This is a genomic window from Piezobacter thermophilus (genome assembly GCF_055386745.1).
On sequence record NZ_AP042380.1, the window covers coordinates 1268950 to 1292293 of the forward strand.

27 protein-coding genes are annotated in these 23344 nt (G+C 65.8%); all 27 read left to right on the forward strand.

Annotated features, from left to right (window positions below; all coding sequences use genetic code 11):
• Positions 1–52: 52 nt before the first annotated feature.
• Entirely contained in the window at positions 53–907 is an 855-nt protein-coding gene (locus ACZ5CM_RS06095) for a hydroxymethylglutaryl-CoA lyase (protein ID WP_464641849.1), read from the forward strand.
• A gap of 27 nt (positions 908–934) precedes the next feature.
• Positions 935–1723 (forward strand): crotonase/enoyl-CoA hydratase family protein, encoded by a 789-nt coding sequence (locus tag ACZ5CM_RS06100; RefSeq protein ID WP_464641851.1) that lies wholly within the window; start codon positions 935–937, stop codon positions 1721–1723.
• Positions 1724–2109: 386 nt separating this feature from the next.
• The gene (locus tag ACZ5CM_RS06105; RefSeq protein WP_464641852.1) at positions 2110–2475 is read left to right on the forward strand and encodes an NADH-quinone oxidoreductase subunit A; all 366 of its coding nucleotides are present in this window, start codon (positions 2110–2112) and stop codon (positions 2473–2475) included.
• A complete protein-coding gene (locus ACZ5CM_RS06110) occupies positions 2466–2999 on the forward strand; it encodes a NuoB/complex I 20 kDa subunit family protein (RefSeq protein WP_464641854.1) in 534 nt (177 codons plus the stop codon). The genes ACZ5CM_RS06105 and ACZ5CM_RS06110 overlap by 10 nt, the downstream gene beginning before the upstream one ends.
• On the forward strand, positions 2996–3619 hold the full coding sequence (locus ACZ5CM_RS06115) for an NADH-quinone oxidoreductase subunit C (RefSeq protein ID WP_464641856.1): 624 nt from the start codon (positions 2996–2998) through the stop codon (positions 3617–3619). Before ACZ5CM_RS06110 ends, ACZ5CM_RS06115 begins: the two co-directional genes overlap by 4 nt.
• Complete coding sequence (locus tag ACZ5CM_RS06120) at positions 3616–3822, forward strand: hypothetical protein (protein WP_464641858.1); 207 nt, start codon at positions 3616–3618, stop codon at positions 3820–3822. The genes ACZ5CM_RS06115 and ACZ5CM_RS06120 overlap by 4 nt, the downstream gene beginning before the upstream one ends.
• Complete coding sequence (locus ACZ5CM_RS06125) at positions 3822–5033, forward strand: NADH-quinone oxidoreductase subunit D (protein ID WP_464641860.1); 1212 nt, start codon at positions 3822–3824, stop codon at positions 5031–5033. The genes ACZ5CM_RS06120 and ACZ5CM_RS06125 overlap by 1 nt, the downstream gene beginning before the upstream one ends.
• A gap of 3 nt (positions 5034–5036) precedes the next feature.
• Entirely contained in the window at positions 5037–5405 is a 369-nt protein-coding gene (locus ACZ5CM_RS06130; RefSeq protein WP_464641861.1) for a hypothetical protein, read from the forward strand.
• Entirely contained in the window at positions 5405–6439 is a 1035-nt protein-coding gene (gene nuoE, locus ACZ5CM_RS06135) for an NADH-quinone oxidoreductase subunit NuoE (RefSeq protein ID WP_464641863.1), read from the forward strand. Before ACZ5CM_RS06130 ends, nuoE begins: the two co-directional genes overlap by 1 nt.
• A gap of 110 nt (positions 6440–6549) precedes the next feature.
• On the forward strand, positions 6550–7023 hold the full coding sequence (locus ACZ5CM_RS06140) for a hypothetical protein (RefSeq protein ID WP_464641865.1): 474 nt from the start codon (positions 6550–6552) through the stop codon (positions 7021–7023).
• Positions 7024–7070: 47 nt separating this feature from the next.
• Positions 7071–7301, forward strand: coding sequence for a DUF5337 domain-containing protein (locus ACZ5CM_RS06145; protein WP_464641866.1), 231 nt, complete (start codon positions 7071–7073; stop codon positions 7299–7301).
• 7 nt (positions 7302–7308) lie between these two features.
• The gene (nuoF, locus tag ACZ5CM_RS06150) at positions 7309–8604 is read left to right on the forward strand and encodes an NADH-quinone oxidoreductase subunit NuoF (protein WP_464641867.1); all 1296 of its coding nucleotides are present in this window, start codon (positions 7309–7311) and stop codon (positions 8602–8604) included.
• A 44-nt stretch (positions 8605–8648) separates the two neighbouring features.
• Positions 8649–8999 (forward strand): hypothetical protein, encoded by a 351-nt coding sequence (locus ACZ5CM_RS06155; RefSeq protein WP_464641869.1) that lies wholly within the window; start codon positions 8649–8651, stop codon positions 8997–8999.
• 95 nt (positions 9000–9094) lie between these two features.
• Positions 9095–9514 (forward strand): DUF5333 domain-containing protein, encoded by a 420-nt coding sequence (locus tag ACZ5CM_RS06160; protein ID WP_464641870.1) that lies wholly within the window; start codon positions 9095–9097, stop codon positions 9512–9514.
• A gap of 4 nt (positions 9515–9518) precedes the next feature.
• Positions 9519–11516, forward strand: a complete 1998-nt coding sequence (gene nuoG / locus ACZ5CM_RS06165) for an NADH-quinone oxidoreductase subunit NuoG (RefSeq protein WP_464641872.1) — start codon at positions 9519–9521, stop codon at positions 11514–11516.
• Positions 11513–11899, forward strand: coding sequence for a hypothetical protein (locus ACZ5CM_RS06170; protein ID WP_464641874.1), 387 nt, complete (start codon positions 11513–11515; stop codon positions 11897–11899). The genes nuoG and ACZ5CM_RS06170 overlap by 4 nt, the downstream gene beginning before the upstream one ends.
• 6 nt (positions 11900–11905) lie before the next feature.
• Positions 11906–12943, forward strand: a complete 1038-nt coding sequence (gene nuoH / locus ACZ5CM_RS06175; protein WP_464641876.1) for an NADH-quinone oxidoreductase subunit NuoH — start codon at positions 11906–11908, stop codon at positions 12941–12943.
• Positions 12944–12946: 3 nt separating this feature from the next.
• Positions 12947–13441 (forward strand): NADH-quinone oxidoreductase subunit NuoI, encoded by a 495-nt coding sequence (nuoI, locus tag ACZ5CM_RS06180; protein ID WP_464641878.1) that lies wholly within the window; start codon positions 12947–12949, stop codon positions 13439–13441.
• Positions 13438–13848: a carboxymuconolactone decarboxylase family protein gene (locus ACZ5CM_RS06185; RefSeq protein ID WP_464641880.1), complete on the forward strand. Its 411-nt coding sequence runs from the start codon at positions 13438–13440 to the stop codon at positions 13846–13848. Before nuoI ends, ACZ5CM_RS06185 begins: the two co-directional genes overlap by 4 nt.
• Entirely contained in the window at positions 13845–14453 is a 609-nt protein-coding gene (locus ACZ5CM_RS06190; RefSeq protein ID WP_464641882.1) for an NADH-quinone oxidoreductase subunit J, read from the forward strand. The genes ACZ5CM_RS06185 and ACZ5CM_RS06190 overlap by 4 nt, the downstream gene beginning before the upstream one ends.
• Positions 14454–14574: 121 nt before the next feature.
• A complete protein-coding gene (gene nuoK, locus ACZ5CM_RS06195) occupies positions 14575–14880 on the forward strand; it encodes an NADH-quinone oxidoreductase subunit NuoK (protein ID WP_464641884.1) in 306 nt (101 codons plus the stop codon).
• Between the two features lie 6 nt (positions 14881–14886).
• Positions 14887–16995, forward strand: coding sequence for an NADH-quinone oxidoreductase subunit L (gene nuoL / locus ACZ5CM_RS06200; protein ID WP_464641886.1), 2109 nt, complete (start codon positions 14887–14889; stop codon positions 16993–16995).
• Position 16996: 1 nt separating this feature from the next.
• Positions 16997–18538: an NADH-quinone oxidoreductase subunit M gene (locus ACZ5CM_RS06205; protein ID WP_464641887.1), complete on the forward strand. Its 1542-nt coding sequence runs from the start codon at positions 16997–16999 to the stop codon at positions 18536–18538.
• Between the two features lie 14 nt (positions 18539–18552).
• A complete protein-coding gene (nuoN, locus tag ACZ5CM_RS06210; protein ID WP_464641889.1) occupies positions 18553–19992 on the forward strand; it encodes an NADH-quinone oxidoreductase subunit NuoN in 1440 nt (479 codons plus the stop codon).
• A gap of 111 nt (positions 19993–20103) precedes the next feature.
• Entirely contained in the window at positions 20104–20853 is a 750-nt protein-coding gene (locus ACZ5CM_RS06215; RefSeq protein ID WP_464641891.1) for a biotin--[acetyl-CoA-carboxylase] ligase, read from the forward strand.
• A 13-nt stretch (positions 20854–20866) separates the two neighbouring features.
• The gene (locus ACZ5CM_RS06220) at positions 20867–21646 is read left to right on the forward strand and encodes a type III pantothenate kinase (protein WP_464641892.1); all 780 of its coding nucleotides are present in this window, start codon (positions 20867–20869) and stop codon (positions 21644–21646) included.
• Positions 21643–23310 (forward strand): ribonuclease J, encoded by a 1668-nt coding sequence (locus ACZ5CM_RS06225; RefSeq protein ID WP_464641894.1) that lies wholly within the window; start codon positions 21643–21645, stop codon positions 23308–23310. Before ACZ5CM_RS06220 ends, ACZ5CM_RS06225 begins: the two co-directional genes overlap by 4 nt.
• Positions 23311–23344 lie beyond the last annotated feature (34 nt).

Consider the following 23344-nt stretch of genomic DNA (forward strand, 5'->3'; position numbering starts at 1 on the left):
GCGCGGGCCGGGCCGGGGCGCGGCGGCCCAAGGGACAGGGAAGGGGAGAAGAATGCGCGAACGGGTCGAGATCTTCGAGGTAGGCTCCCGCGACGGGCTTCAGAACGAGCGGCGGGAAATTCCCGTGGCCGAGAAGATCGCGCTGGTGGACTGCCTGAGCCGGGCAGGTTTTGCCCGCATCGAATGCGCCAGCTTCGTCAGCCCGAAATGGGTGCCGCAGATGGCCGGCTCGGCCGAGGTGCTGGCGGGCATCCGGCGGGCGCCGGGGGTGCGCTATGCGGCGCTGGTGCCGAACATGCGCGGCTTCGAGGATGCGCGCGCCGCCGGTGCCGACGAGGTTGCGGTCTTCGCCGCCGCCAGCGAGGGCTTTTCGCGCGCCAACATCAACGCCTCGATCGCCGAAAGCATCGAACGCTTCCGCCCCGTCCTGGAGGCCGCCCGCGACGCCGGCCTGCCGGTGCGGGGCTATGTCTCCTGCGTGACGGACTGCCCCTATGACGGCCCCACGCCGCCGGGACAGGTGGCCCGGGTGGCCGGGCAGCTGTTTGCGCTGGGCTGTTACGAGATCAGCCTTGGCGACACCATCGGGCGGGGCACGCCCGAGGCGGTGGCGCGGATGCTGAAGGCGGTGTCCGAGGTGGTGCCGGTGAGGGCTCTGGCCGGGCATTTCCACGACACCGCGGGGCGGGCGCTGGACAATATCGACGCCGCCCTGGAGATGGGCGTGCGGGTCTTCGATGCGGCGGTGGGCGGCCTTGGCGGCTGTCCCTATGCGCCGGGGGCGGCCGGCAACGTGGCGACCGAGGCGGCGGCCGCGCATCTGGAACGGCTGGGCTTCGAGACCGGGCTGGACATGGCGGTTGTGGAAGAAGCCGCGGCGATGGCGCGGGCGATGCGCGGCGGCTGAGAGACGATAGAGGGAAGGGACGGGCCGATGTTCGAGACGATTTCCATTTCCACCGATGATCGCGGGGTGGCGACGCTGATGCTGAACCGCCCCGACAAGCACAACGCCATGTCGGGCCGGATGATCGAGGAGCTGGCGCAGGCGGCGGCCCGGCTGGCGGCCGATGATGCGGTGCGCGTGGTGGTTCTGACCGGCGCCGGCAAGACCTTCTGCGCCGGCGGCGATCTGGGCTGGATGAAGGACCAGATGGCCGCCGACGCGCAGGCCCGCTTTCGCGAGGCGCGCAAGCTGGCCGAGGCTCTGGAGGCGCTCAACACCCTGCCGAAACCATTGATCGGGGCGCTTCAGGGCAATGCCTTCGGGGGCGGGGTGGGGCTGGCCGCCGTCTGCGACGTGACCATCGGCGCCGACCATCTGAAGATGGCCCTGACCGAGACCCGGCTGGGCCTGATCCCGGCCACCATCGGTCCCTATGTCATCGCCCGCATGGGCGAGGCGCGGGCGCGGCGGGTGTTCATGTCGGGGCGCGCCTTCGACGCCGCCGAGGCGGTCGATCTGGGTCTTCTGGCCCGGGCGGTGCCGGCCGGGGCGCTTGCCGAGGCGGTCGAGGCCGAGGTGGCGCCCTATCTCTCCTGCGCGCCGGGGGCGGTGGCCTCGGCCAAGCGGCTGGCCCGGGCGCTGGGGCCGCGCATCGACGATGCGGTCATCGACATGACCATCGGTGCGCTGGTGGAGCGCTGGGAAGGGGAAGAGGCCGCCGAGGGAATCGCCGCCTTCTTCGAGCGACGCAAGCCCGCATGGGCGCGCGGGGCGTGACGCCGCAAACCGGGCGGCTGCCTCTCCGCGCAGTGGCAGCGAATGGAAAAAACTGCGAATGCCCCGGCATTTTGCGTCTGATCGCATCCGTCCCGCCCCGGTCTCGCCCCCCGGTCTTGCTCCGGTGCCGGCCGCATGGCCTGAATCCGGTCATGCGCGCCATTGCCCCGGCCGGGCGATTTCCTGCCCGCGCAGCGGCGGGGAGGGAAAAAACATATTGAAAATTGCGAATGTTAATCTCGTGCCGCACTGCGGCGATTCTGTCGCCCGAATCGCCCCTGCTTCGGTTGACGCCTATGTGGCGCGGGAGTAGAGAGGCGCAGGTCAACACGCCAAGTCACGGCGAGTCACGTCGCGCCCGCGCCGGCGCGGGAAAGGAGCCACTCGTGGAAGAGCTGTTGCGGGAATACCTCCCGATCCTGGTGTTTCTGGTCGTCGCAACCGGCCTTGGTATCGTCCTCATCCTTGCCGCCGTTGTCCTCGCGGTCCGCAACCCGGACCCCGAGAAGGTGAGCGCCTATGAATGCGGCTTCAATGCCTTCGACGACGCGCGGATGAAATTCGACGTGCGGTTCTACCTCGTGTCGATCCTGTTCATCATCTTCGATCTGGAAATCGCCATGCTGTTTCCCTGGGCGACCGGCTTTGCCGATCTCTCGGATGCGGCGTTCTGGTCGATGATGGTGTTTCTGGCCGTTCTGACGATCGGCTTCGCCTACGAGTGGAAGAAGGGGGCGCTGGAATGGGAGTGAGCACCTCAGCCAACGCCGCACAGGCCGACAAGGAGGCCGCGACGCGGGCGCTGAATGCCGAGCTGCAGGACAAGGGTTTCCTGCTGACCTCGACCGAAGACATCATCAACTGGGCCCGCACCGGCAGCCTGCACTGGATGACCTTCGGCCTGGCCTGCTGCGCGGTGGAGATGATGCACACCTCGATGCCGCGCTATGACGCCGAACGCTTCGGCATCGCCCCGCGCGCAAGCCCGCGCCAGTCGGATCTGATGATCGTGGCCGGCACGCTGACCAACAAGATGGCGCCGGCGCTGCGCAAGGTCTACGACCAGATGCCCGAGCCGCGCTATGTGCTGTCCATGGGCAGCTGCGCCAATGGCGGCGGCTATTATCACTACAGCTATTCGGTGGTGCGCGGCTGCGACCGGATCGTGCCGGTGGACATCTACGTGCCCGGCTGCCCGCCCACGGCCGAGGCGCTGCTTTACGGCCTGCTGCAGTTGCAACGGAAAATCCGCCGGACGGGGACGATCGTAAGATGAGCGAGGCACTGAAGGAACTGGGCGCATTCATCGCCGAACAGCGCCCCGATTGCGTGCTCTCCTGGGAAGTGGCCCATGGCGAGCTGAACGTGGATGTGGCGCCGTCGAACATCGTCGCCTTCGTCGAGTTTCTGAAGGCGGATCCCAAATGCCGCTTCTCGACCCTGATCGACCTGACGGCGGTGGACTGGCCGGACCGGCCCAAGCGGTTCGACGTGGTCTATCATCTGCTGTCGATGTATCTCAACCACCGCATCCGCCTGCGCCTTTCGGTGCGCGAGGACGAGATGGTGCCTTCGATCACCGAGGTGCATCCCGGCGCCAACTGGTTCGAACGCGAAGTCTTCGACATGTTCGGCATCATGTTCTCCGGGCACCCGGACCTGCGCCGGATCCTGACCGATTACGGCTTCCGCGGCCATCCGCTGCGCAAGGATTTCCCCACCACCGGCTACACGGAGGTACGCTATGACGAGGCGGTCAAGCGCGTGGTCTACGAGCCGGTGAAGCTGACGCAGGAATATCGCCAGTTCGATTTCATGAGTCCCTGGGAGGGTGCAAAATACATCCTGCCGGGTGACGAGAAGGCGGGCGATGAGAAGGAAGGACCGGGCACATGATGTATGTTGGATTCGGCATGGGCGGCGGCGGCCTGATCTGGCTGCTGATCTTTGCAGCGCTCGTCGTCATTCCCTTCTGGAAGATCCTTCCGCGTCACGGGATCCCGTCCTGGGTGGCGCTGATCGCGGTCATTCCGCTGGGCGCGCTGATCCTGCTGTGGGTGGTGGCCTTCAAGGACGGTCTTGACGGGGGCAATTCGTGATGGACGGTTCGAAATTCGGAGACGAGCTCGCCGGCGAGCAGAAGATCCGCAACTTCAACATCAACTTCGGCCCCCAGCACCCGGCGGCGCATGGCGTGCTGCGGCTGGTGCTCGAACTTGACGGCGAGGTGGTCGAGCGCTGCGATCCGCATATCGGCCTGCTGCACCGCGGCACCGAGAAGCTGATGGAAAGCCGCACCTATCTGCAGAACACGCCCTATTTCGACCGGCTCGATTATGTGGCGCCGATGAACCAGGAGCACGCCTGGTGCCTGGCGATCGAAAAGCTGTGCCGGGTCGAGGTGCCGCGGCGGGCGCAGTTGATCCGGGTGCTCTATTCCGAGATCGGCCGCATCCTCAACCATCTGCTGAACGTCACCACCCAGGCCATGGATGTGGGCGCGCTGACCCCGCCGCTGTGGGGCTTCGAGGAACGCGAGAAGCTGATGATCTTCTACGAGCGCGCCTGCGGGGCGCGCCTGCATGCCAACTATTTCCGCCCCGGCGGCGTGCACCAGGATCTGCCCCCCGATCTGATCGACGACATCGAGGCCTGGACCGAAACCTTCCCGGCCGTGCTCGACGACATCGACGGGCTGCTGACCGAGAACCGGATCTTCAAGCAGCGCAATGTCGATATCGGCGTGGTGGACGAGGAGACGATCCAGAAATACGGCTTCTCCGGGGTGATGGTGCGCGGCTCGGGGCTGGCCTGGGATCTGCGCCGGGCGCAGCCCTATGAATGCTATGACGAGTTCGACTTCCAGATCCCCGTCGGCACCCGCGGCGACTGCTACGACCGCTACCTGGTGCGGATGGAGGAGATGCGCCAGTCGATCTCGATCATGCGCCAGGCCATCGACAAGCTGCGCAGGGCCGAGGGCGACGTGCTGGCCCGCGGCAAGCTGGCGCCGCCGAAACGGGCCGAGATGAAGACCTCGATGGAGGCGCTGATCCACCACTTCAAGCTGTATACCGAGGGCTTCCGCGTGCCCGAAGGCCAGGTCTATGCCGCGGTCGAGGCGCCCAAGGGCGAATTCGGGGTCTATCTGGTGGCCGACGGCACCAACCGCCCCTATCGCGCCAAGATCCGGGCGCCGGGTTTCGCCCATCTTCAGGCGATGGACCCGCTCATGCATGGTCACATGCTGGCGGATTGCTCGGCGGTGATCGGCTCTCTGGACGTGGTGTTCGGAGAGATCGACCGCTGACCGATGCTGGCCACGCTGTCATATCTCACCATCGTGGTGACGGTGCTCATCACCGGCTGGTACGCGTATATCTTCGTGCGCGACCCGCAGACCGCGATGGAACGCGCGACCCATCGCCTCGACCTGCTGCCGCAGGTGATGGCCGGGCGCTATGTCGTCATGTTCCTGCTGACGGTGGGGGTACTCATCCTCGCCGATATCCGGGTTGCGGCCTATTACTTCGCCGTCTGCGCCTATCTGGGGCTGCATGACGGCTGGGTCTACAGGCGCCGCGGCCTGCCGCACTTCAAGCACACGATCACCGGCCTGCTGGCGCTGGGTGCCCTGGGCATCGCGCTTGCGGCCCTGACCCTTTCAGGAGAGGCTGTCTGATGCTCCGCCGCCTTCACCACGAGCAACCCGAAAGCTTTGCCTTCACGCCCGCCAATCTGGAATGGGCGAAGGCGCAGATCACCAAATACCCCGAAGGACGCCAGGCCAGCGCCATCATCCCGCTTCTGTGGCGCGCGCAGGAGCAGGAGGGCTGGCTGACCCGCCCGGCCATCGAATATGTGGCCGACATGCTGGGCATGGCCCATATCCGGGCGCTGGAGGTGGCGACCTTCTACTTCATGTTCCAGCTGCAGCCGGTGGGCAGCGTCGCCCATGTCCAGATCTGCGGCACCACCACCTGCATGATCTGCGGCTCGGGCGAGCTGATCGAGGTCTGCCGCGAAAAGATCGCGCCGCGGCCGCACATGCTTTCGGCGGATGGCAAGTTCTCGTGGGAAGAGGTCGAATGCCTCGGCTCCTGCTCGAACGCGCCGATGGCGCAGATCGGCAAGGACTATTACGAGGATCTCACCGCCGAACGCCTGGCCGAGATCCTCGACGAGCTGGCCGCCGGAAAGGTGCCGGTGCCGGGTCCGCAGAACGGGCGCTTCGGGGCCGAGCCCTTGGGCGGCCCCAAGGTGCTGACCGAGGGCGGTGCCGGCAGCCAGAAGGTCAACGCCTCGGTGGAACTGGCCACCACCCTTGGCGATACGGTCAAGCGGATCGACGGCACCGAGGTTCCGATCCTGACCCCCTGGCTGAAGGGGCGCGAGGGGGGCGCGGAAGCCAGCGCGAAAACCTCGGCGGCGCCCGCCGGACGGCAGGCGGCGAAAGAGGCGCCGGAGGTTGCGGAAAAGCAGCCCGAAACCCTTGCCGCTCCGCGCGACGGCAAGCCGGACGATCTGAAGAAGCTCAAGGGCGTGGGGCCCAAGCTGGAGGCGCTGCTGCACGAGCTGGGCGTGTTCCACTTCGATCAGATCGCCGCCTGGACGCCGGAAGAGGTGGCCTGGGTCGATGAGCGGCTTTCCTTCAAGGGCCGGATCGAGCGCGAAGGCTGGATCGCCCAGGCGAAGGAGCTGGCGGCGAAGGGGTGACGGCCCGGATTTCCCGGCAAACCGTTGGAAGTGAACGAAAAACATACGCGAGAGAAGACCAAGAGAGAAAGAAGACCTGAAACCATCGAACCACAGGGAAGGAGCGAACCATGACGAATTCGACGAACAACGAAGGCAATGCGCGCCGGCTTTGGAAGAAGTCGATCGGTGGCGGATTCGTGGTTGCGGCCCTGCTGATGGGATTCAACGGCGCAAGCCTGACCTCGGCCGCGATCACCGGCGCGGCGGTGGCCATTGCCGCCGGTCTGGTTCTGACCCGTCTGGCGGGGAACCGGGATGGGGATTCGATGGCGGCCGACGCGGCCCTGCAGGAGGTCGATGCCGGGCCGGAAACGGTGGTTGACGCGGTCTTTTCGGACGAGGACGGCAAGGCGGCGCAAGAGCCCGCGCAGGAACCGGCGGCCGACACGGCCTCGGGCGCGGTCTCGGAAGGGGCCGGAGACGGGGACGAGCCGGCGCCGGTGTCGGCCAGCTCCATCATCAAGCCGTCGAAATCGCTGCCGGGGCAGCGGGAACTGGCCGAACGCAAGGGAACGTGGCGCTATCAGGGCGCCGGGGCATAGGAAACAGTCGGCGCGCGGACCGGCGGGCCGGATGACAGGACGAAGGCATGGATGCGGAACGCGAACAGGCCATTTCCCGCAAGGGGCGCCATATCGCGGTGGTCATCGCCGTGACGATGGTCCTGTGGATTCTGGCGACGCTGTGGGTCGGGCCGGCGCTGGGCCTGGCCGGGCGCTATGCGGTGCTGTTCGATCTGGCGGCCATTGCCGGCTTCATCTATGCGCTCGTCAACATCTTTCAACTCTGGCGCATGCGCCAGGACAATCACCGAGGGTAGCCGAGACATGCTCAAGGACCAGGACCGGATCTTTACCAACCTCTACGGGATGCATGACCGCACCCTGAAGGGCGCCATGGCGCGCGGCCATTGGGACGGCACGAAGGAGATCCTTGCCAAGGGACGCGACTGGATCGTGAGCCAGGTGAAGGATTCGGGCCTGCGCGGGCGCGGCGGGGCGGGCTTTCCCACCGGGCTGAAATGGTCCTTCATGCCGAAGGAAAGCGACGGCCGCCCGGCCTATCTGACCATCAACGCCGACGAATCCGAGCCCGCCACCTGCAAGGACCGCGAGATCATGCGCCACGATCCGCACACGCTGATCGAGGGGGCGCTGATTGCCTCCTTCGCCATGGGGGCGCATGTGGCCTACATCTACATCCGCGGCGAATACATCCGCGAGCGCGAGGCGCTGCAGGCGGCGATCGACGAGGCCTATGACGCGGGGCTGATCGGGAAGAACGCCTGCAAGTCGGGCTGGGATTTCGACCTCTACCTGCATCACGGCGCCGGCGCCTATATCTGCGGCGAGGAAACCGCGCTGCTGGAAAGCCTCGAAGGCAAGAAGGGGATGCCGCGGATGAAGCCGCCCTTCCCGGCGGCGGCGGGGCTTTACGGCTGCCCGACCACGGTCAACAATGTCGAATCGATCGCCGTGGTGCCCACCATCCTGCGGCGCGGGCCGGAATGGTTCGCCTCGTTCGGGCGGCCCAACAATTCCGGCACCAAGCTGTTCGCGCTGACCGGCCACGTCAACACGCCCTGCGTGTTCGAGGACTCCATGTCCCTGTCGGTGCGCGAGCTGATCGAAAAGCATGGCGGCGGCATCCGCGGCGGCTGGGACAATCTCAAGGCCATCATCCCCGGCGGCGCCTCCTGCCCGATCCTGCGCCGCGATCAGCTGGAAGATGCGATCATGGATTTCGACGGGATGCGGGAAAAGCAGTCCTCCTTCGGCACCGGCTGCATGATCGTGATGGATCAGTCGGTGGACGTGGTGAAGGCGGTCTGGCGGCTGTCCAAGTTCTTCAAGCATGAAAGCTGCGGCCAGTGCACGCCCTGCCGCGAGGGCACCGGCTGGATGATGCGGGTGATGGAGCGGCTGGTGACTGGCGACGCCGAGATCGAGGAGATCGACATGCTCTACGAGGTGTCCAAGCAGGTCGAGGGGCACACCATCTGCGCGCTGGGCGATGCGGCGGCCTGGCCCATCCAGGGGCTGATCCGCAACTTCCGCGACGAGATCGAGGACCGGATCCGGGCGAAGAAGGCCGGCCGCGTCACCGCGGTGGCGGCCGAGTGAGAGCAGCGGCGGAACGGACAACTGACCGGGCAAGGGGGCAAGAGATGATCCGCAGGCGCAAACTGGTTCTGTTGGGGGCGTTCGCCGCGGTGGTGGTGATTGCCGCCTGCACCAAGCGCGAGGACCGGGTTCTTTTCGAGGGCCACTACTACAAGGCCAAGGCCACCCCCGTGGACAAGAAGTCGGACCGGCGGCAATTCGTGGTGACGGTGCCCGACGTGTCGGTTTCGCTGGATGGTGCGCGGGCAGCGGGCGAATACGAAGGCATCCGCTACTGCATCCGCAATTTCGGCTCTTCGCGGATCGACTGGACGGTGGGCCCGGACACCGAGACCGACAAGCTGGCCGTCGTGAACGACAGGATCACCTTGCGGGGGGCATGCATCCGGCCATGACGGGCTGTTCGGCATATCCTTGCGCATTCGCCGGGCCGTTATTGAATAACGGTGGCGGGCGGCGTCGTGATTGGAGGCCTTTGAAGGAGGACTCCATGATGACGAAGATTCGCTCGATCCTGCGCCTTGCGGCGATGCTCGCCGCTTTCGGCCTGCCCGCCGCGGCTGCCACCGACAAGCTGTCCCTGCGCGACATCCCCGAGATCGACGAGCCGCTGTTCGCGATCGTCGTGGCCTACGTGATTGGCGAGAAATGCCCCACCATCTCGGCCCGGCGGCTGAAGGGGGTGTTCCAGCTGGAAAGACTGTACTGGCGGGCGCGCGATCTGGGCTACAGCCATGCCGAGATCAAGGCCTATGTGAAATCCCCCGTCGAGAAGCAGCGCGTGCTGAAGAAGGGCATGAAGCTTCTCAAGGCCTACGGCCCCGAGGACGACCCGCAGAGCTATTGCGCGTTCGGGCGCGCGGAAATCGAGAAAAACAGCGCGATCGGCGCGCTATTGAGGGCGAAGTGAACCCATGACTGACCTGCGCAAGATCATCATCGACGGAACCGAGATCGAGGTGGACGGGGCCATGACCCTGATCCAGGCCTGCGAGGTGGCGGGCGTCGAGGTGCCCCGCTTCTGCTATCACGAGCGGCTGTCGATTGCCGGCAACTGCCGCATGTGCCTGGTCGAGGTGGTCGGCGGCCCGCCCAAGCCCGCGGCCAGCTGTGCCATGCAGGTGCGCGACCTGCGCCCCGGCCCCGAGGGCCAGCCGCCCGAGGTGAAGACCAACTCGCCCATGGTGAAGAAGGCGCGCGAGGGGGTGCTGGAGTTCATCCTCATCAACCACCCGCTGGACTGCCCGATCTGCGACCAGGGGGGCGAGTGCGACCTTCAGGACCAGGCCATGGCCTATGGCCATTCCTTCAGCCGCTACCGCGAGGCAAAGCGGGCGGTGGACGATCTCGACCTCGGGCCGCTGGTGTCCACGCAGATGACGCGCTGCATCTCCTGCACCCGCTGCGTGCGCTTCACGACCGAGGTCGCCGGGGTGTCGGTCATGGGCCAGACCGGCCGCGGCGAGGATGCCGAGATCACCACCTATCTGGGGGCGCTGATCCCGTCGAACCTGCAGGGCAACATCATCGATCTATGCCCGGTGGGGGCGCTGACCTCGAAGCCCTACGCCTTCACCGCCCGGCCGTGGGAGCTGACCAGGACCGAAACCATTGACGTGATGGATGCGCTGGGTGCGAACATCCGGGTCGATACCAAGGGCCGGCAGGTGATGCGCATCCTTCCGCGCAACCATGACGGCGTGAACGAGGAGTGGATCTCGGACAAGACCCGCTTCGTCTGGGACGGGCTGCGCCGGCAGCGGCTGGACCGGCCCTATCTGCGCGAGAACGGCAAGCTGCGCCCGGCCTCGTGGAACGAGGCCCTGGCGGCCGCGGCGGCGGCGATGAAGGGGAAGAAGGTCGCCGGGCTGATCGGCGATCTGGTCCCGGTCGAGGCGGCCTTTGCGCTGAAGAACCTGATCGAGGGGCTGGGCGGTTCGGTGGAATGCCGGGTGGACAATGCCCGCCTGCCGATCGGCAACCGCGCAGGTTACGTGGGCAATGTGGCGATCGAAGAGATCGACACCGCGTCCGAGATCATCCTCATCGGCACCAATCCGCGCGATGAATCGCCGGTGCTCAATGCCCGCATCCGCAAGGCGTGGCTGAACGGGGCGAAGGTGAAGCTGATCGGCCAGGCGGTCGATCTGACCTATGATTACGACCATCTTGGCACCGACCGCGCGGCGCTTGCGGCGGCAACGGCCGGCGAAGGGGCGATCGTCATCATCGGCCAGGGGGCGCTGCGCGAGGCCGACGGGCTGGCGGTGCTGGCCGCGGCGCAGGCGCTGTCGGGGCGGATGCTGGTCCTGCACACGGCGACCGCGCGGGTGGGCGCGATGGATGTGGGCGCTGTGACCGAGGGCGGCATCGAGGCGGCGATCGAGGGGGCCGAGGTGATCTTCAACCTCGGGGCCGACGAGGTGGAGATCGAAAGCGCCGAGCGGGGCGGACCCTTCGTGATCTATCAGGGCAGCCATGGCGACCGGGGCGCGCATCGCGCCGACGTGATCCTGCCGGGGGCGGCCTGGACCGAGGAAGACGGGCTTTTCGTCAACACCGAAGGCCGGCCGCAACTGGCGATGCGGGCCAATTTCCCGCCCGGCGAGGCCAAGGAGAACTGGGCCATCCTGCGTGCGCTCAGCGGCGAGCTCGGCGCGCCCCAGCCTTGGGATTCGCTGGCGCAGCTGCGCCAGGCACTGGTCGAGGCGGTGCCGCATCTGGGCGCCATCGACCGGGTGCCGGAAAATGACGGCGAGGCGCTGGAGCGCGGCCCCCTGGGCAAGGCCGATTTCCGCAACGCGATCGGGGATTTCTACCTGACCAATCCGATTGCCCGGGCCTCGGTGCTGATGGCCGAACTGTCGGCGCTGGCGCGGACCGGCAACAGCGGGAAGCTGGCGGCGGAATGATCCGCGCGGCGCTCATATCCCCGGCCCTGGTGGCCGCCTGCGCGGTGCAGAAACCGGCCGAGGGCGAGGCTTTCGCGCCCGAATATCTGGGCGTGGAAACCCGTCTGCTCGAGGGCGATCTGGTGCAGTTCAGAGTGGCGATGAAGGGCGCGCGGACGGGCCGCGACGTGGTGGCCTATGCCGAATGCGCGGCGGCGCAATATGCGCTGATCCGCGGCTACGGATTCGCCCGGCATTTGCGCACGAATATCGACGAAAAGGGTGGCGTGTGGTCGGCAGATGCTGTTTACACCATCTCGCCATCACTGCCCCGCGGTCGCAAGGCCATCGACGCCGAGGTGACGGTGGCCGACTGCGCGGAAAACGGAATACCTACGGTGTGAGGAGCAATGGCTGAATTCTTTTCCACTCCGGTCGGCATCGCCATCATCATCCTGGCGCAGGTTCTGGCCATCGTCGCCTTCGTGATGATCTCGCTGCTGTTCCTGGTCTATGGCGACCGCAAGATCTGGGCCGCCGTGCAGATGCGCCGCGGGCCGAACGTGGTGGGCGTCTACGGGCTGCTGCAATCGGTGGCCGATGCGCTGAAATACGTGGTCAAGGAGGTCGTGATCCCCGCCGGGGCGGACCGCACCGTGTTCATGCTGGCGCCGCTGATAAGCTTCGTGCTGTCGCTGATCGCCTGGGCGGTGATCCCGTTCAATGACGGCTGGGTGCTCAGCGACATCAACGTGGCGATTCTCTACGTCTTCGCCATTTCCTCGCTGGAAGTTTACGGCGTCATCATGGGCGGCTGGGCGTCGAACTCGAAATATCCCTTCCTCGGGGCGCTGCGCTCGGCCGCGCAGATGATCTCCTACGAGGTGTCGCTGGGGCTCATCATCATCGGCATCATCATCTCCACCGGCAGCATGAATTTCGGCGACATCGTGCGCGCCCAGGATACGTCTTACGGCTTCTTCGGCTGGTACTGGCTGCCGCATTTCCCGATGGTATTCCTGTTTTTCATCTCGGCGCTGGCGGAAACCAACCGCCCGCCCTTCGACCTGCCCGAGGCCGAATCGGAACTGGTCGCCGGCTATCAGGTCGAGTATTCGGCCACGCCCTTCCTGCTCTACATGGCCGGGGAATACATCGCCATCTTCCTGATGTGCGCGCTGGTGGCGCTCTTGTTCTTCGGCGGCTGGCTGTCGCCCATCCCGGGCCTGCCCGACGGGGTGCTGTGGATGGTCGGCAAGATGGCGTTCTTCTTCTTCATCTTCGCGATGGTCAAGGCGATCACGCCCCGCTACCGCTATGACCAGCTGATGCGGATCGGCTGGAAGGTGTTTCTGCCGTTTTCGCTGTTCTGGGTGGTGTTCGTGTCCTTCGCGGCGAAATTCGGATGGTTCTGGGGCATCTTCGCCCGCTGGACCGTGGGAGGCTGATCCATGACCCAGATCGATTACGCACGCGCGGCCAAATACTTCCTGCTGTGGGATTTCATCCAGGGCTTTCGGCTGGGGCTGAAGTACTTCTTCGCCCCCAAGGCGACGGTGAACTACCCGCATGAGAAGGGGCCTCTCAGCCCCCGCTTTCGCGGCGAACACGCGCTGCGCCGCTATCCCAATGGCGAGGAACGCTGCATCGCCTGCAAGCTGTGCGAGGCGATCTGCCCTGCCCAGGCCATCACCATCGACGCCGAGCCGCGCGACGACGGCTCGCGCCGGACCACGCGCTACGACATCGACATGACCAAATGCATCTATTGCGGCTACTGCCAGGAGGCCTGCCCGGTGGATGCCATCGTCGAGGGGCCGAATTTCGAATACGCCACCGAAACCCGCGAAGAGCTGTTCTACGACAAGCAGAAGCTCTTGGAGAACGGCGCCATGTGGGAGGCCGAAATCGCCCGCAATATCGAGCTGGACGCCCCCTACAGATGACCGACGCGCCGAAAAACCCCTTCGAGGCGATGCTGAGCCAGGCCCAGGAGATGGCCCGCGCCTTTGCGCCGGCCATGGAGGGCATGAGCCCGGGCGAGCTTGAGAAGCTGTGGCCGACCATGCCGAAGGACGTGATGGAGATGCTCTTCGGCAATGCCGTCAATCGGGGCGGGCTGGATGCGAAGACGCGGCTGCTGCTGACGCTGGCGGGGCTGGTCTGCCAGGGGGCGCAGGCGGATCTGGCCCTGCGCCAGACCGTGCGCCATGCGTTGGAAGCGGGGGCGACGAAACAGGAGATCGTGGAAACGATCGGTCAGATGTCGGTCTTTGCCGGCATCCCGGCCATGACCCGGGCGCTTGAGCTGGCCCGCCAGGTCATGGACGAAAACGAGGAAAACGGATCATGAGCGTGTTTGCCTTCTACCTATTCGCGATCAGCGCCATCGTCGGCGGGCTGTTCACCGTGATCAGCCGCCAGCCGGTGCACTCGGTGCTGTGGCTGATCCTGGCCTTCATCTCTTCGGCCGGGCTTTTCGTCCTGCTGGGGGCCGAGTTCGTGGCGATGCTTCTGGTCATCGTCTATGTGGGCGCGGTGATGGTGCTGTTCCTGTTCGTGGTGATGATGCTCGACGTGGATTTCGCCGAGCTGAAGGCACAGATGGCGCAATACATGCCGATTGCCCTGCTGATCGGGCTGATCCTCCTGATGCAGTTTTCCGTCGCCTATGGCGCGTGGGAGGCCGACGCCGCCGCCGAAGGCCTGCGGGCAAGCCCGATCCCGGAGGACGTGCAGAACACCGTGGCGCTGGGCCGGATTCTTTACGACCAGTATTTCCTGATCTTCCAGCTGTCCGGTCTGATCCTGCTGGTGGCGATGATCGGCGCCATCGTCCTGACCCTGCGCCACCGCGAGAACGTGAAGCGCCAGGACGTGCTGGCCCAGATGTATCGCGACCCGGCCGAGGCGGTGAAGCTGAAGGACGTGAAGCCGGGGCAGGGGCTGAGCCGCTGAGCCGCGCCCGCCGGGCCGGCTGCGGGGCGGCGGGAGCAGACGATGCCGGGCCGGGGGCCCGAAACAGAAATACCGGAACCGGGGCCGCACCCGGGCCGAAAACCAGGAACCGAGGGACGACATGATAGGCTTGGAACATTACCTGACGGTGGCGGCAACGCTATTCGTCATTGGCATCTTCGGGCTCTTCCTGAACCGCAAGAATGTCATCATCCTCTTGATGTCGATCGAACTGATGCTGCTGGCGGTGAACATCAACTTCGTCGCCTTCTCCAGCTATCTGGGCGATCTGACCGGGCAGGTCTTCACCCTGTTCATCCTGACCGTCGCGGCCGCCGAAGCCGCCATCGGGCTGGCCATCCTTGTCGTCTTCTTCCGCAACCGCGGCACCATCGATGTCGAAGACATCAACATGATGAAGGGGTAAGGGGCCATGGAAACCATCATTCTCTTTGCCCCGCTGGTCGGTGCGCTGATCTGCGGTTTCGGGTGGAAGCTGATCGGCGAACGCGCCGGCATGTGGATCTCGACGGGGCTGGTGTTTCTGGCCATGATCCTTTCGTGGATCGTGTTCTTCACCTTCGACGGCGAGATGCGTCAGATCCCGGTTCTGCGCTTCATCGAAAGCGGCAGCCTGGCCACCGACTGGGCGATCCGGCTGGACCGGCTGACGGCGATCATGCTGATCGTGGTCACCACGGTCTCGGCGCTGGTTCACCTCTACAGCTTCGGTTACATGAAGGACGACCCCGAATGGCGCGAGGGCGAAAGCTATCTGCCGCGCTTCTTCGCCTATCTGTCCTTCTTCACCTTCGCCATGCTGGCGCTGGTGACCGCCGACAACCTGGTGCAGATGTTCTTCGGCTGGGAAGGCGTCGGCGTGGCCTCCTATCTGCTCATCGGCTTCTATTATCGCAAGCCTTCGGCCAATGCGGCGGCGATCAAGGCCTTCGTGGTCAACCGGGTGGGCGATTTCGGCTTCGCGCTGGGGATCTTTGCGCTGTTCTTCCTGGTGGACAGCATCTCGCTTGACGACATCTTCGCGGCGGTGCCCCGGATTGCCGAGACGCAGCTGACCTTCCTGTGGGGGGAATGGAACGCGGCCAACCTGGTGGGCGTGCTGCTGTTCATCGGCGCCATGGGCAAGTCGGCGCAGCTGATCCTGCACACCTGGCTGCCGGACGCCATGGAAGGCCCGACCCCGGTTTCGGCGCTGATCCACGCCGCGACCATGGTCACGGCCGGTGTCTTCCTGGTCAGCCGCATGTCGCCTCTTTACGAATTCGCGCCCGAGGCGGCGGCCTTCATCACCATTCTGGGCGCCTCGACCGCCTTCTTCGCGGCGACCGTGGGTCTGGTGCAGACCGACATCAAGCGGGTGATCGCCTATTCGACCTGTTCGCAGCTGGGCTACATGTTCGTGGCCGCGGGCGTGGGCATGTATTCGGCGGCGATGTTCCACCTGCTGACGCATGCCTTCTTCAAGGCGCTGCTGTTCCTGGGCGCGGGTTCGGTCATCACCGCCATGCACCACGAACAGGACATGACCAATTACGGCGGGCTGCGCAGGAAGATCCCCTATACCTTCTGGGCGATGATGATCGGTACGCTGGCGATCACCGGGGTGGGGATCCCGCTGACCTCGATCGGTTTCGCCGGCTTCCTGTCGAAGGATGCCATCATCGAAAGCGCCTGGGGGGCGGGGTCGAGCTATGGCTTCTGGCTGCTGGTGATCGCGGCCGCCTTCACCTCGTTCTACAGCTGGCGGCTGATGTTCCTGACCTTCTGGGGAGAGCCGCGCGGCGATGCCCACGCGCATGAGCACGCCCATGAAAGCCCGCTGGTCATGCTGGTGCCGCTGGGCGTGCTGAGTCTCGGCGCGGTGTTTGCCGGCATGGTCTGGTATGGCAGCTTCTTCGGCAAGGCCGAGCAGGTGGCGGAATTCTACGGCATCCCGCTGGCCGAAGTCGCGGCCGGAGAGGAAGCCGCCGCCACCGCCGGAGAGGGCGAGAGCGGCCATGGCAAGGCGGCAGCGGCCGAAGAGGCCGCGGCCGGCGCGCACGAGGTTTCGCCCTTCGGCGGCAGCCCGGGCGAGGGTGCGCTTTACATCGCGCCCGACAACCTGGTTCTGGAAAAGGCCCATGCGGCGCCGAAATGGGTGAAGATCTCGCCCTTCATCGCGATGCTTCTGGGGCTTGCGGTGGCGGTGTGGTTCTACCTGGTGAACCCGGCGCTGCCCGCCCGCCTGGCGCAGAGCCAGCGTCCGCTCTACCTGTTCCTCAAGAACAAGTGGTATTTCGACGAGCTCTATGACGCCATCTTCGTGCGTCCGCTGACGGGTCTGGGCCGGGTGCTGTGGAAGCGCGGTGATGGCCGCATCATCGACGGCTTTCTCAACGGCCTGGCCATGGGAGTGGTTCCCTTCTTCACCCGGCTGGCCGGGCGCGCGCAGTCGGGCTTCATCTTCACCTATGCCTTCTGGATGGTGCTGGGGCTGGTCGCCCTGATCACCTGGATGTCGGTCTCCGGAGGAGCGAACTGATATGGACAACCTTCTTTCCATCGTCACCTTCATCCCGGCGCTGGCGGCGGTGATCCTGGCCATCTTCCTGCGCGGCGAGGACGAAGCGGCCCAGCGCAACGCCAAATGGGTGGCGCTGGTGGCCACGACGGTCACCTTCCTGGTGTCGATCGCCATCTATACCCAGTTCGACCCCTCCGACACCGGCTTCCAGTTCGTGGAAGAGGGCGAGTGGCTGCTGGGGCTGAAATACAAGATGGGGGTGGACGGGATTTCCATCCTGTTCGTGCTGCTGACCACCTTCATCATGCCGCTGACCATCCTGGCCAGCTGGGAGGTCACCCACCGGGTCAAGGAATACATGATCGCCTTCCTGCTGCTGGAGACGCTCATGCTGGGCGTGTTCATGGCGCTGGATCTGGTGCTGTTCTACCTGTTCTTCGAGGGCGGGCTGATCCCGATGTTCCTGATCATCGGCATCTGGGGCGGCAAGAACCGCATCTATGCGAGCTTCAAGTTCTTCCTCTACACCTTCATCGGGTCGGTGCTGATGCTGGTGGCGATCGTGGCCATGTATGCCGATGCCGGCACCACCGACATTCCGACGCTGCTGACCCATGAATTCCCCTCGGAAAGCTTCAGCGTGCTGGGCCTGCGCATCATCGGGGGCATGCAGACGCTGCTGTGGCTGGCCTTCTTCGCCTCGTTCGCGGTGAAGATGCCCATGTGGCCGTTCCACACCTGGCTGCCGGACGCCCATGTGCAGGCGCCCACCGCCGGTTCGGTGGTGCTGGCGGCGATCCTGCTGAAGATGGGCGGTTACGGCTTCCTGCGCTTTTCCCTGCCGATGTTCCCCATCGGATCCGAGGTGCTGGGGGTGCTGGTGCTGTGGCTGAGCGCGATTGCCATCGTCTATACCTCGCTGGTGGCGCTGGTGCAGGAGGACATGAAGAAGCTGATCGCCTATTCCTCGGTCGCGCATATGGGTTTCGTCACCATGGGGATCTTCACCGTCACCCAGCAGGGGGTTGACGGGGCGATCTTCCAGATGCTCAGCCACGGCTTCATCTCGTCGGCACTGTTTCTGATCGTCGGCGTGGTCTATGACCGGATGCACACACGCGAGATTGCCGCCTATGGCGGGCTGGTGAACCGGATGCCGGTCTATGCGATGGTGTTCATGCTGTTCACCATGGCCAATGTCGGCCTGCCGGGCACGTCCGGGTTCGTCGGTGAATTCCTCACCCTGGTCGGCATCTTCCAGGTCAACACCTGGGTCGCGGCGGTCGCCACTTCGGGGGTGATCTTCTCGGCGGCTTACGCGCTGTGGCTTTATCGCCGGGTGGTGTTCGGCGACCTGATCAGGGAAAGCCTGAAATCCATCCGCGACATGACCGGGCGCGAGCGGCTGATCTTCGCGCCGCTGATCGTGATGACCCTGCTTCTGGGGGTCTATCCGTCGCTGGTGACCGACATCATCGCGCCTTCGACCGAGGCGCTGGTGCAGCAATACGACAAGGCGCTGGCCGCGGCCGAGGCCGCCAGCCAGTTCGCTGCGAACTGAGGGAGCTTGGCGAGATGATCCAGGGTGATCTGACCATTATCCTGCCCGAGATCGTGCTGGCGGTGTACGCCATGGCGGCGCTGATCGGGGCGGTCTATACCACCAGGGACGGGCTGGCGCCGGCACTGACCTGGGTGACGGCGGGGCTGATGGCGGCGCTGGCGGTGTGGACGGCGACCGGAGACGGGGCGACGCGCACGGCCTTTGGCGGCATGTTCGTCGATGACGGCTTTGCCCGTTTTGCCAAGGTGGCGATCCTGCTGGGCGGTGCCTCGGTCCTGGTGATGAGCCAGGACTACATGACCCGCCGCGGCATGATGAAATTCGAGTATCCCGTGCTGGTGGCGCTGGCCACGGTGGGCATGATGATGATGGTCAGCGCCGGCGATCTGATGGCGCTCTACATGGGGCTGGAGCTGCAGTCGCTGGCGCTTTACGTCATTGCCGCGTTCCGGCGCGACAGCGTGCGCTCGACCGAGGCGGGGCTGAAATATTTCGTCCTTGGCGCGCTCAGCTCGGGGCTGCTGCTTTATGGCGCGTCGCTGGTCTATGGCTATGCGGGCACGACCTCCTTCGCGGGCATCATCCAGACCGCGCAGGCGGGCGAGGTGTCGCTGGGGCTGCTCTTCGGGCTGGTGTTCCTGATTTCGGGCATGACCTTCAAGGTCAGCGCGGTGCCGTTCCACATGTGGACGCCCGATGTCTATGAGGGCGCCCCCACGCCGGTCACCGCCTTCTTCGCCACCGCCCCGAAATTCGCCGCCATGGGGATGCTGGCGCGGGTGCTGTTCGATGCCTTCGGCGGCATCACCGGCGACTGGGGGCAGGTGATTGCGCTGCTGTCGCTGCTGTCGATGTTCCTGGGCGCCGTGGCCGGGATCGGCCAGCGCGATATCAAGCGGCTGATGGCCTATTCCTCGATCGCGCATATGGGCTATGCGTTGATGGGGCTGGCCGCCGGGACCGCCTTCGGCGTGCAGGCGATGCTGGTCTACATGGCGATCTACGTGGCGATGAACGTGGGCACCTTCGCCTTCATCCTGATGATGGAGAAGGACGGCCAGCCGGTGACCGACATCCGGGCGCTGAACCTTTATGCCCGGCGCGAGCCGGGCCGCGCCATGGCCATGCTGATCCTGTTGTTCAGCCTGGCCGGGGTGCCGCCGCTTCTGGGCTTTTTCGGGAAGTTCTACGTGTTGCGCGCGGCCTATGAGGGCGGGTTGGCATGGCTGGCGATTGCCGGGGTGCTGGCCAGCGTGATCGGTGCGTTCTATTACCTGCGCATCGTCTACTACATGTATTTCGGCGAAGAGGGGCAGGAGATCGAGACGTCGCGTTCGCCGGTGCTGTGGGCCTTCCTGATGGGATCGGCCGCGGTGATGATCCTGGGGATTGTCAACATGTTCGGCGTCGAGGGCGCGGCCGCTGCCGCGGCGATGGTGCTTGTCAACTGATCCGGCCATTTTCCGGCGGCGCCGCGCCCTTGCGGGCGCGGCACGTCCTTTCCTGCGCGCCCGGTGGGCGCGCGTGCCTCCGGCGGGAGTATTTCCGGCAAGAGGAAGCGCATGACGGACTGGCCGGAAGGCTACGCGCTGTGCGTTCTCGAAAGCGTCGACAGCACCCTGGACGAGGCCGCGCGGATGGCGCCGGAACTTGCGGGTCCGGTGTGGATCATGGCGCGTCGGCAGCTGGCCGGGCGTGGGCGGCGCGGGCGGGCATGGACCGACCCGCCGGGCAACCTGGCGGCGACACTGGTGATGCCGGTTACGGACGAGCCGGGCCGGGCGGCATTGCGCAGTTTCGTGGCCGCGCTGGCGCTGCATGATGCCTGCGTGGCGGCCACGGGGCGTGCGGACGGGCTGGCGCTGAAATGGCCCAACGACGTGCTGCTCAACGGCGGCAAGCTGGCCGGCATTCTTCTGGAGAGCGCGGGGCAGGGCGCAAGGGCGGCGTGGTTGGCCATCGGCATCGGGGTCAATCTTGTCCGCGCACCCGGGGCGGACGAGGTGGAGCCGGGGGCGTTTCGCCCGGTGGCCCTGCTGCCCGAAACCGGGGCGGCGGTGGAGCCCGAGGATTTCCTGACCCTGCTGGCGGCTGCCTATGCCCGTCACGAGGCGCAGTTCGCCACCTACGGGTTCGAGCCGATTCGCCGGGCCTGGCTGGCGCGGGCGGCGCGGCTGGGGCAGCCGGTCACGGCGCGTACCGGCCGGGCAGAGGTGGTCGGCACCTTCGAGACGGTGGACGCGGCCGGCAACCTTGTTCTATTGACGCCGCGGGGCCGCGTCGCCATTCCGGCGGCCGAGGTCTTTTTCTGAACGGGTGGGGTCCATGCTTCTGTGCATCGATTGCGGCAATACCAATACCGTCTTCTCGATCTGGGATGGCGAGAAATTCCTGTGCACGCTGCGCACCTCGACCCATCACGCGCGCACGGCGGATGCCTATTTCACCTGGTATTCCACGCTGGTGAAGCATTACGGGATCGATGCCGACATCTCGGATGTGATCATCTCGTCCACGGTTCCGCGGGTGGTGTGGAACCTGCGCGTCTTCTCTGAGCGTTTCTTCGGGTGCCGGCCGCTGGTGGTGGGCAAGCCCGACTGCCTGCTGCCGCATCCGCCGCGGGTCGATGAGGGCACGCAGGTGGGGCCGGACCGGCTGGTGAATGCGGAAGGGGCCTTCGACCGGCATGGGGGCGACCTGATCGTGGTGGATTTCGGCACCGCCACCACCTTCGACGTGGTGGATGCGGATGGAGCCTATATCGGCGGGGTGATTGCGCCCGGGGTGAATCTGAGCCTCGAGGCGCTGCACATGGCCGCCGCCGCGTTGCCGCATGTGGACATCGCCCGGCCTGAAAGCGTGATCGGCACCAACACGGTGTCCTGCATCCAGTCGGGCGTGTTCTGGGGCTATGTCGGGCTGGTGCGCGAGATCTGCGCGCGCATCAAGGCCGAGCACGGGCGCGCGATGAAGATCGTTGCCACCGGCGGGCTGGCGCCGCTGTTCCAGCAGAATGTGGATCTGTTCGATTTCCTGGAGGAAGACCTGACCATGCACGGCCTGACCGTCATCCACGCCTTCAACCGCGACCGGCACCCGGCATGAGCGGCGAGAGGCTGATCTATTTGCCGCTGGGCGGGGCCGGGGAAATCGGCATGAACGCCTATGTCTATGGCTATGGCCAACCGGGGAAGGAACGGCTGATCCTTGTCGATCTGGGGGTGACCTTCCCGGACATGGACGGCACGCCGGGGGTTGACCTGATCATGCCCGACATTGCCTGGCTGCGCGAGAATGCCGACCGGCTGGAGGCGATCTTCGTCACCCATGCCCATGAAGATCACGTGGGCGCGGTGGCGCTGCTGCACCGGGACCTGGGCGCGCCGGTCCATGCGCGCGCCTTCACCGCCAATATCGCCCGGGCGAAGATGGAGGAGCGGGGCGGCGATCCTGACGCGGTGCGGACCGCCTCGCCCTGGCCCGAAACCGTGCAGGCGGGGCCGTTCCGGGTGGGCTTTGTGCCGGTATCGCATTCGATCCCGGAAAGCGCCGCGCTGGTCATCGACAGCCCCGGCGGGCGGGTGGTGCATTCGGGCGATTTCAAGATCGACCCGACTCCGGTGGTGGGCGAAGCTTTCGACCGGGCGGTGTTCGAAGAGATCGGCAAGGGCGGCGTGCGGGCGCTGGTGTGCGATTCTACCAATGTCTTTTCCCCCGCGCCGGGCCGCTCCGAGGCCGATCTGGCCCCGGCCCTGGAAGAGCTGATTGCCGGCGCCGGTGGCATGGTGGTGGCGACCACATTTGCCAGCAATGTCGCGCGGCTGAAAACCCTGGCCGAGGCCGGCCGCAATGCCGGGCGCTCGGTGGTGCTGCTGGGGCGGGCGATGCGGAGGATGATCGAGGCGGCGGTGGAAACCGGCGTGCTGGGCGATTTTCCCCCGGTGGTGAGCGCCGAAGACGCGCAGGAGATCCCGCGCGAGAACCTCCTGGTTCTGGCCACCGGCAGCCAGGGCGAGCGCCGCGCCGCGGTGGCGCAGCTGGCGCGCGGCAAGTATCAGGGAATCGAGGTCGGCGAGGGGGATCTGTTCCTGTTCTCCTCCAAGACCATCCCGGGCAACGAGCGCAGCGTCATCCGCATCATCAACCAGCTTTCCGAAAAGGGTGTGGACGTGGTCGATGACTGCAACGGCCGCTATCACGTCTCGGGCCATGCCAACCGGCCCGATCTGGAAGAGGTGCACCGGCTGTTGCGCCCGCAGATGCTGATCCCCATGCATGGCGAACATCGCCATCTGCGCGAACATGCCCGGCTGGCCGAGGCGGCCGGCCTGCAAAGCGTCGTGGCCGTCAACGGGATGATGATCGACCTGTCCGGCAACGCGCCCTCGGTCGCCGAATATGTCGAAACCGGGCGCAGCTATCTGGACGGAACGGTGCGGATCGGGGCGCTGGACGGGATCGTGCGCGACCGGATCCGCATGGCGCTGAATGGTCATGTCATCGTCACCGTCATTCTCGACGAAGAGGACGAACCGCTGGGCGATGCCTGGTGCGAACTGATGGGCCTGCCCGAGGTCGGAGCTTCGCAGGTGTCCGTGGTCGAGGTTCTCGAGGCGGATCTCACCCAGTTCCTGATGCGGGCCAATCCCAAGACGCTGGCCAGCGACGAGCGGCTGGAGGAATCACTGCGGCGCATCGTGCGCCAGACCGCGCAGGCCGAGATCGGCAAGCGCCCCGAGGTCACGGTGGTCATCAGCCGCATGGGCTGACGGCAAGGCGTTTGCCGCCATCGCATGACCAAAA

Excerpts from the sequence above, each read along its gene's own strand:
- ACZ5CM_RS06205 (WP_464641887.1), top strand. The coding sequence starts at position 16,997 with ATGGACAACCTTCTTTCCATCGTCACCTTCATCCCGGCGCTGGCGGCG.
- nuoK (WP_464641884.1), top strand. The coding sequence starts at position 14,575 with ATGATAGGCTTGGAACATTACCTGACGGTGGCGGCAACGCTATTCGTC.
- ACZ5CM_RS06220 (WP_464641892.1), top strand. The coding sequence starts at position 20,867 with ATGCTTCTGTGCATCGATTGCGGCAATACCAATACCGTCTTCTCGATC.
- ACZ5CM_RS06130 (WP_464641861.1), top strand. The coding sequence starts at position 5,037 with ATGCTGGCCACGCTGTCATATCTCACCATCGTGGTGACGGTGCTCATC.
- ACZ5CM_RS06110 (WP_464641854.1), top strand. The coding sequence starts at position 2,466 with ATGGGAGTGAGCACCTCAGCCAACGCCGCACAGGCCGACAAGGAGGCC.
- ACZ5CM_RS06215 (WP_464641891.1), top strand. The coding sequence starts at position 20,104 with ATGACGGACTGGCCGGAAGGCTACGCGCTGTGCGTTCTCGAAAGCGTC.
- ACZ5CM_RS06140 (WP_464641865.1), top strand. The coding sequence starts at position 6,550 with ATGACGAATTCGACGAACAACGAAGGCAATGCGCGCCGGCTTTGGAAG.
- ACZ5CM_RS06095 (WP_464641849.1), top strand. The coding sequence starts at position 53 with ATGCGCGAACGGGTCGAGATCTTCGAGGTAGGCTCCCGCGACGGGCTT.
- nuoF (WP_464641867.1), top strand. The coding sequence starts at position 7,309 with ATGCTCAAGGACCAGGACCGGATCTTTACCAACCTCTACGGGATGCAT.
- ACZ5CM_RS06225 (WP_464641894.1), top strand. The coding sequence starts at position 21,643 with ATGAGCGGCGAGAGGCTGATCTATTTGCCGCTGGGCGGGGCCGGGGAA.
- nuoN (WP_464641889.1), top strand. The coding sequence starts at position 18,553 with ATGATCCAGGGTGATCTGACCATTATCCTGCCCGAGATCGTGCTGGCG.
- ACZ5CM_RS06190 (WP_464641882.1), top strand. The coding sequence starts at position 13,845 with ATGAGCGTGTTTGCCTTCTACCTATTCGCGATCAGCGCCATCGTCGGC.
- ACZ5CM_RS06185 (WP_464641880.1), top strand. The coding sequence starts at position 13,438 with ATGACCGACGCGCCGAAAAACCCCTTCGAGGCGATGCTGAGCCAGGCC.
- ACZ5CM_RS06155 (WP_464641869.1), top strand. The coding sequence starts at position 8,649 with ATGATCCGCAGGCGCAAACTGGTTCTGTTGGGGGCGTTCGCCGCGGTG.
- ACZ5CM_RS06145 (WP_464641866.1), top strand. The coding sequence starts at position 7,071 with ATGGATGCGGAACGCGAACAGGCCATTTCCCGCAAGGGGCGCCATATC.
- ACZ5CM_RS06170 (WP_464641874.1), top strand. The coding sequence starts at position 11,513 with ATGATCCGCGCGGCGCTCATATCCCCGGCCCTGGTGGCCGCCTGCGCG.
- nuoE (WP_464641863.1), top strand. The coding sequence starts at position 5,405 with ATGCTCCGCCGCCTTCACCACGAGCAACCCGAAAGCTTTGCCTTCACG.
- ACZ5CM_RS06125 (WP_464641860.1), top strand. The coding sequence starts at position 3,822 with ATGGACGGTTCGAAATTCGGAGACGAGCTCGCCGGCGAGCAGAAGATC.
- nuoI (WP_464641878.1), top strand. The coding sequence starts at position 12,947 with ATGACCCAGATCGATTACGCACGCGCGGCCAAATACTTCCTGCTGTGG.
- ACZ5CM_RS06100 (WP_464641851.1), top strand. The coding sequence starts at position 935 with ATGTTCGAGACGATTTCCATTTCCACCGATGATCGCGGGGTGGCGACG.
- nuoH (WP_464641876.1), top strand. The coding sequence starts at position 11,906 with ATGGCTGAATTCTTTTCCACTCCGGTCGGCATCGCCATCATCATCCTG.
- nuoL (WP_464641886.1), top strand. The coding sequence starts at position 14,887 with ATGGAAACCATCATTCTCTTTGCCCCGCTGGTCGGTGCGCTGATCTGC.
- nuoG (WP_464641872.1), top strand. The coding sequence starts at position 9,519 with ATGACTGACCTGCGCAAGATCATCATCGACGGAACCGAGATCGAGGTG.
- ACZ5CM_RS06115 (WP_464641856.1), top strand. The coding sequence starts at position 2,996 with ATGAGCGAGGCACTGAAGGAACTGGGCGCATTCATCGCCGAACAGCGC.
- ACZ5CM_RS06120 (WP_464641858.1), top strand. The coding sequence starts at position 3,616 with ATGATGTATGTTGGATTCGGCATGGGCGGCGGCGGCCTGATCTGGCTG.
- ACZ5CM_RS06160 (WP_464641870.1), top strand. The coding sequence starts at position 9,095 with ATGATGACGAAGATTCGCTCGATCCTGCGCCTTGCGGCGATGCTCGCC.